Origin of the sequence: Azospirillum sp. B4 (assembly GCF_000333275.1) — a bacterium.
Lineage (GTDB): Bacteria > Pseudomonadota > Alphaproteobacteria > Azospirillales > Azospirillaceae > Nitrospirillum.
The window spans coordinates 1-7,058 of sequence record NZ_BACU01000013.1 but is presented as its reverse complement, the minus strand read 5'-3'; the positions used below and the strand labels follow the sequence as shown (position 1 = coordinate 7,058).

Below are 7,058 nucleotides of genomic sequence, written 5' to 3'. Positions count from 1 at the left end.
CGCGTGGCCGCCCGCTGGCTGGCGGGCAAGTTGCAGGGCCGCGATTGCCGCATCGTCGAAATCCAGGGCCCGGTGGGCGCCAGCCTGGTGGCCAACCGCAAGAAGGGGTTTGAGGAGGCCATCGCCACCGCCCCCAACCTGCACCTGGTGCGCACCCAGTCCGGTGAGTTCACCCGCGCCAAGGGCAAGGAGGTGATGGAAGGCTTCCTGAAGGCTGAGGCGCCGGGCAGCATCTGCGCCGTCTATTCCCACAATGACGACATGATGATCGGCGCCATCCAGGCCATCAAGGAAGCCGGCCTGAAGCCCGGCACCGACATCCTGACCGTGTCCATCGACGGCGTGCCCGACATCTTCAAGGCCATGGCCGACGGCGACGCCAACGCCACGGTGGAACTGGCCCCCGACATGGCGCCGCGCGCCTACGACGTCCTGCTGGCCTACCGCAAGGATCACGCCCCGCCGCCCAAATGGGTGCAAACGCCCTCCAAGCTGTATGAGCCCGACACCGCCGCCGCCGAATACGCCCGGCGCAAGGACCTGTATTGATGGCCATTCCCGACAACCGGGTGGTGGTGGCGGCCCGGGGCCTGACCCGGCAATACCCCGGCGTGAAGGCCCTGGACGGCGTGGACCTGACGCTGCGCGCGGGTGAGATCCACGCGCTGCTGGGGGAGAACGGCGCCGGCAAGTCCACCCTGATCAACCTGCTGACGGGCGCGCAGCGCCGTGACGGCGGCACGATCACGGTGGATGGGGTGGAGATTGATCCGGACGGCCCCGGCGGGGCCGTGCGGGCCGGCATCGCCGCCGTCTATCAGGAGATCACGCTGCTGCCCAACCTGTCGGTGGCGCAGAACCTGTACCTGGGGCGGGAGCCCACGCGCTGGGGCCTGGTGCACCGGGCGCGCATGAACCGCGAGGGCGGCGCCCTGCTGCGACGCTTCGGTTTAAACATCGACGCCAGCCGGCCGCTGTCGGACTTCTCCACCGCCGTGCAGCAGCTGATCGCCATCGCCCGCGCGGTCGACCTGTCGGCCAAGGTGCTGATCCTGGACGAGCCGACGGCCAGCCTGGACACGGCCGAGGTGCAGACGCTGTTCACCCTGCTGCGGTCCTTGCGCGACCAGGGGCTGGCCATCGTCTTCGTCACCCATTTCCTGGACCAGGTCTATGCCCTGACCGACCGCATCACCGTGCTGCGCAACGGCCGGCTGGTGGGGGAACGGCTGACGGCCGACCTGCCCCGCCTGGAACTGGTGGCCATGATGCTGGGCAAGGCGCCCACGGCGGAAAGCCACCTGAGCCGCCGCCCGGCGAGCGCCAGGCCGGCCGGCGCCCCCCTGGTGCGGGCCGAAGGCCTGGGCCGCCGCCGGCTGGTGGGGGCGTTCGACGCCGAGCTGCGTTCCGGCGCCGTGCTGGGTGCCGCGGGATTGCTGGGCTCCGGCCGCACGGAAACCGCCCTGCTGCTGTTCGGGGTGGAAACGGCGGATGAGGGCCAGCTGGTGGTGGACGGCAAGCCCGTCACCCTGCGCAGCCCGCGCGACGCCATCCGCCTGGGCTTCGGCTTCTGTCCGGAAGACCGCAAGCTGGACGGCATCGTCGCCGGCCTCAGCATCCGGGAGAACATCGTGCTGGCCCTGCAGGCCAAGCGCGGCTGGTGGCGGCGCCTGTCGACGGCGCAACAGCATGAACTGGCCGACCGCTACATCAAGTTGCTGGACATCCGCACGCCGGATGCCGAGAAGCCCATCCAGCTGCTGTCCGGCGGCAACCAGCAGAAGGCCTTGCTGGCCCGCTGGCTGGCGACCGCCCCGCGCCTGCTGATCCTGGATGAGCCCACACGGGGCATCGACGTCGGCGCCCATGCCGAGATCGTGCGCCTGCTGGAGGATCTGCGCGACCGGGGCATGGCGCTCTACGTCATCTCCTCCGAGATCGAGGAGGTGGCGGCCTATTCGGACCAGGTGCTGGTCATGCGCGACCGCGCCCCCGCCGGCCTGCTGGAAGGGGAGGCCATCACCCCCGCCGCCATCGTCAACGCCATCGCCGCGGATCATCACGGCAGAGGTGCGGCATGAGCGCCTTCCTCCTGGCCCGCCTGAAGGCGGCGCGGCCTCAGCTGGCCCTGCTGATCCTGGCGCTGCTGGTCAACGTCATCGTCGCCCCCGGTTTCCTGGACCTGCGCCTGCAGGACGGCCGCCTGTTCGGCGGCCTGGTCGACATCCTGAACCGGGGTGCGCCGGTCGTGCTGCTGGCCGTGGGCATGGCCCCGGTCATCGCCACCCGTGGCATCGACCTGTCGGTCGGCGTCATCATGGCCATATCGGGCGCCGTCGCGGCGGCGGGCGTCAATGCCGGCCTGGCCTGGCCCGCCGCCATCCTGGCGTCCCTGGCCACCGGCCTGGTCTGCGGCCTGTGGAATGGCCTGCTGGTGGCCGTGTTCCGCCTGCAGCCCATCGTCGCCACCCTGATCCTGATGGTGGCCGGCCGGGGCATCGCCCAGCTGATCACCGAAGGCCGCATCCTGACCTTCACCGAACCGCACCTGATCGCCATCGCGGGCAGCACCCTGGCGACCTTGCCTCTGCCCGTGGTGCTGGCGCTGGCCGCGGCGGGCCTGACCGGCCTGCTGGTGCGGGCGACGGCCCTGGGACTGTTCGTGGAAGCCGTGGGCACCAACCCGCGCTCCAGCCGCCTGGCCGGCATCCACACCAACCTGGTGCTGGGGGCCGTCTACGTCTGGTCCGGGCTCATGGCGGCCCTGGCCGGCCTGATCGCCGCCGCCGACATCAAGGGGGCGGACGCCAACAACGCCGGCCTGTGGCTGGAGCTGGACGCCATCCTGGCCGTGGTCATCGGCGGCACCAGCCTTTACGGCGGACGGTTCAGCATCGGCCGCTCCGTCCTGGGCGCCCTGGTGCTGCAGGCCATGCGCACCGCCATCCTGCGGGCGGGCCTGCCGCCGGAGCTGAACCTGGTGCTGATGGCGCTGGTGGTGGCGGCCGTGCTGACCCAGCAGTCGCCCGCCTTCCGCCCCCTGGCCCAGTCCCTGGCGGGGCGCCTGATGGCCCGCCGCAAGAACAAGGAGGCCCAGGCGTGATGGGCCGCTTCATGAATACCCGCACCCTGCCGCTGCTGGCGACGGTGGTGGTCTTCGTCCTGATCTATGCCGTCTGCGCCGTGCAGTATCCGGCCATGCTGGGCCTGCGGGTCATCGGCAACCTGCTGACGGACAACGCCTTCCTGGGCATCCTGGCGGTGGGCATGACGGTGGTGGTGGTGGCCGGCGGTATCGACCTGTCGGTGGGCGCCGTCATGGGCCTGACCACGGTGGCGCTGGCCCGGCTGATCGAGGGGGCGGGCCTGCCCCCCGCCCTGGCTTTCGCCCTGGTCCTGACGGGCGGTGCCCTGTTCGGCGCCGGCATCGGCGCGGCCATCCACGTCCTGAAAGCCCCGGCCTTCATCGTCACCCTGACCGCCATGTTCCTGGCCCGGGGCTGCGCCCTGCTGATCAGCACCGATTCCATCCCCATCCACGATGCCGGCTATGACGCCCTGGCCGGGGCCGCGCTGGCACTGCCTGGCGGCGGGCGGCTGACCCTGGTGGCCGGCATCATGCTGCTGACTTTCCTGGCCGGTGGCGTCCTGCTGCACGGCACCCGTTTCGGCGCCCGGGTGTTCGCCCTGGGCGGCAACGCCCATTTCGCCCAGCTGATGGGCATCGACACACGATCCACCACCATCCTGGTGCACGCCTTCTGCAGCCTGATGGCGGCCCTGGCCGGTATCGTCTTCTCCCTCTACACCCGCTCGGGCTACGCCCTGACAGGCACGGGGGTGGAGCTGGACGCCATCGCCGCCGTGGTCATCGGCGGCACGCTGCTGACCGGCGGCGTGGGCGGCGTGGCCGGGTCCTTCATCGGCGTGCTGATCCAGGGCCTGATCCTGACCTGGATCACCTTCGACGGCACGCTGTCCAGTTGGTGGACCAAAATCGCCATCGGCGCGCTGCTGTTCGCCTTCATCGCCGTGCAACGCTTGATTTTGGTGGCCTCCGCCCGGTATGGCCGGTCGGGGGCGGGGCCCGCCGCGCCCAGTCCATCCACCCGTTCCCGTCCTTCCCCCAGCGCCGCCGCGCCCTCCGCCCCGTGAGCCATCCCCCCATGACCCTGTCGACCTGGTCATCGCCTGAACGTCCCCTGTCGCACCATGAACAGATCGTGCGCACCCTGGGCATGGAGATCCTCAGCGGCGCCCTGCCCGTGGGCGTAAATTTGCCGCCGGAGCCGGACCTGCTGGTCCGCTTCCAGATCTCGCGCACGGTGCTGCGGGAGGTGATGAAGACCCTGGCGGCCAAGGGCCTGGTCGTGTCCAAGACGCGGGTGGGCACCAAGGTGCAGGATCCGGCGCACTGGAACTTCTTCGACGCCGATCTTCTGTCCTGGCGGGTCAGCCTGGGCCTGGACGACGCCATGCGCCGCCACCTCTATGAGATGCGCAGCGCGGTGGAACCGCGGGCCGCGGCCCTGGCCGCCAAGCGCCGCACCCCGGAACAGTTGGCCGACATGCGCCGCGCCGTCGACCGCATGGCCCAGCCCGGCCACAACCGCCGCAGCTTCGCCGAAGCCGACCTGGCCTTCCACGTGGCCGTCAGCGCCGCCTCCGGCAACCCGATGATGCGGTCGCTGGCGGCGGTGATCGAGGCGGCGCTGCTGGCCTCCTTCTCCCTCTCTTCACCGGTGGACGAAACGGTGCTGCAGCAGGAGGTGGTGGACAGCCACGCCGCGATCGCCGACGCCATCGAGGCGGGGGACGGCGACCGCGCCGCCCGCGCCATGCTAGCCGTCATCGATTCCGGGTTCGGCCGGCTGGACCTGCCCGACCCCGACGCCCTGTGATCCTTCCTCACTTCCTTGATCGCCCTCCAAGAAAGCACCCCCGATGACCGCATCCGATCCCACCAACGGCAAGCCCAAACTGCGGTCCCGCGCCTGGTTCGACAATCCGGACAATCCGGACATGACGGCGCTGTACCTGGAGCGCTACCTGAACTACGGGCTCACCCTGGATGAGTTGCAGTCCGGCATGCCCATCATCGGCATCGCCCAGACCGGCTCGGACCTCAGCCCCTGCAACCGCCACCATCTGGTGCTGGCCCAGCGCCTGCGCGAAGGCATCCGCCAGGCCGGGGGCATCGCCATCGAGTTCCCGGTCCACCCCATCCAGGAAACCGGCAAGCGTCCCACCGCCGGGCTGGACCGCAACCTGGCCTATCTGGGCCTGGTGGAACTGCTGCACGGCTATCCCATCGACGGCGTGGTGCTGACCATCGGCTGCGACAAGACCACGCCCGCCTGCCTGATGGCCGCCGCCACGGTCAACATCCCCGCCATCGCCCTGTCGGTCGGCCCCATGCTGAACGGTTGGCACAATGGGGAGCGCACGGGCTCCGGCACCATCGTGTGGAAGGCGCGCCAGATGCTGGCGGCGGGGGAGATCGACCAGCGCAAGTTCATCGAGCTGGTGGCCAGCTCCGCCCCGTCCACCGGCTATTGCAACACCATGGGCACGGCCACCACCATGAACAGCCTGGCGGAGGTGCTGGGCATGCAGCTGCCGGGCTCGGCCGCCATCCCCGCCCCCTACCGGGAGCGCCAGCAGGTGGCGTACGAGACGGGCAAGCGCATCGTCGACATGGTGCATGAGGACATGAAGCCGTCCGACATCATGACGCGCGAGGCCTTCCTGAACGCCATCGTCGTCAATTCCGCCATCGGCGGCTCGACCAACGCCCCCATCCACCTGGCGGCCATCGCCCGGCATATCGGCGTGGAGCTGGACTTGCAGGATTGGCAGACCCATGGCCACAAGGTGCCGCTGCTGGTCAACCTGCAGCCCGCCGGTGAGTATCTGGGCGAGGACTACCACCACGCCGGCGGCGTGCCGGCGGTGGTCAATGAGCTGATGAAGCAGGGCCTGATCCATGAGGGCGCCCTGACCGCCAACGGCAAGACCATCGGCGACAACTGCCGCGACGCGGAGATCAAACTGCCGGAGGTCATCCTGCCCTTCGACAAGCCCTTGAAGAAGGACGCCGGCTTCATCGTGCTGCGCGGCAACCTGTTCGACAACGCCATCATGAAGACCAGCGTGATCTCGGAAGAGTTCCGCGACCGCTACCTGTCCAACCCCGACGATCCGGAAGCCTTCGAGGGCCGGGCCGTGGTGTTCGACGGGCCGGAAGACTATCACCACCGCATCGACGACCCCGCCCTGGGCATCGACGCCCACACCCTGCTGTTCATGCGCGGCGCCGGCCCCGTCGGCTATCCCGGCGCGGCGGAGGTGGTGAACATGCGTCCCCCCGCCTACCTGATCAAACAGGGTGTGACCGCCCTGCCCTGCATCGGCGATGGCCGCCAGTCCGGCACCTCGGGCTCCCCGTCCATCCTGAACGCCTCGCCGGAAGCGGCGGCTGGCGGCAATCTGGGACTGCTGCGAACCGGTGACCGGGTGCGCATCGACCTGAAGGCCGGCACCGCCAACATCCTGGTCAGCGACGCCGAGCTGGCCGCCCGCCGCCAGGCCCTCGACGCCACTGGCGGCTATCAGTATCCGGCCAGCCAGACGCCCTGGCAGGAGATCCAGCGCGGCATGGTGGGCCAGCTGGGCGACGGCGCCGTGCTGGAGCCGGCGGTGAAGTACCAGCGCGTGGCCCAGGTCAACGGCATCCCGCGCGACAACCATTGAGACGCCAGGCAAGAAGGAGGCGGCGGTGCCGGACGGGTACCGCCGCCTTTTCTTTTGATCCGTTGACAACCACAGGGCGCCGTATGGCAGTGTATGACGCCGCATGACAATGGGTGACGCCATGGATGGACCACCAGAGAAGTTTCAAGTGTCGGTGCGTGTCCCCTCGGACCTGGTCACCAGCCTTGATAAAGTGGCCGCGGCCCTGGACCGTGACCGCAGCTGGGTCATCCTGCGCGCCCTACGCCAATACCTCGCCCAGGAAGGCGGGCATATCCTGAGCGAAGCAGAAGGCTCGCCCAGTG

At 69.7% G+C, this 7,058-nt stretch carries 7 protein-coding genes; all 7 read left to right on the top strand.

Annotation, left to right across the window (positions count from 1 at the left end; translation table 11 throughout):
* Positions 1–549, top strand: a 549-nt coding sequence (locus I55_RS00390) for a substrate-binding domain-containing protein (protein ID WP_044558430.1), incomplete at its 5' end; no start/stop codon positions are given.
* The gene (locus I55_RS00385; RefSeq protein WP_044558426.1) at positions 549–2,081 is read left to right on the top strand and encodes a sugar ABC transporter ATP-binding protein; all 1,533 of its coding nucleotides are present in this window, start codon (positions 549–551) and stop codon (positions 2,079–2,081) included. The genes I55_RS00390 and I55_RS00385, both read left to right, overlap by 1 nt.
* A complete protein-coding gene (locus tag I55_RS00380; protein WP_044558425.1) occupies positions 2,078–3,103 on the top strand; it encodes an ABC transporter permease in 1,026 nt (341 codons plus the stop codon). The genes I55_RS00385 and I55_RS00380 overlap by 4 nt, the downstream gene beginning before the upstream one ends.
* A complete protein-coding gene (gene yjfF / locus I55_RS00375) occupies positions 3,103–4,155 on the top strand; it encodes a galactofuranose ABC transporter, permease protein YjfF (protein ID WP_252180957.1) in 1,053 nt (350 codons plus the stop codon). Before I55_RS00380 ends, yjfF begins: the two co-directional genes overlap by 1 nt.
* An 11-nt stretch (positions 4,156–4,166) precedes the next feature.
* Complete coding sequence (locus tag I55_RS00370; RefSeq protein WP_044558424.1) at positions 4,167–4,901, top strand: FadR/GntR family transcriptional regulator; 735 nt, start codon at positions 4,167–4,169, stop codon at positions 4,899–4,901.
* A 43-nt stretch (positions 4,902–4,944) separates the two neighbouring features.
* On the top strand, positions 4,945–6,753 hold the full coding sequence (locus I55_RS00365) for an IlvD/Edd family dehydratase (protein WP_044558423.1): 1,809 nt from the start codon (positions 4,945–4,947) through the stop codon (positions 6,751–6,753).
* A gap of 103 nt (positions 6,754–6,856) precedes the next feature.
* Positions 6,857–7,058, top strand: a 202-nt coding sequence (locus I55_RS00360) for a ribbon-helix-helix domain-containing protein (RefSeq protein ID WP_148293503.1), incomplete at its 3' end; no start/stop codon positions are given.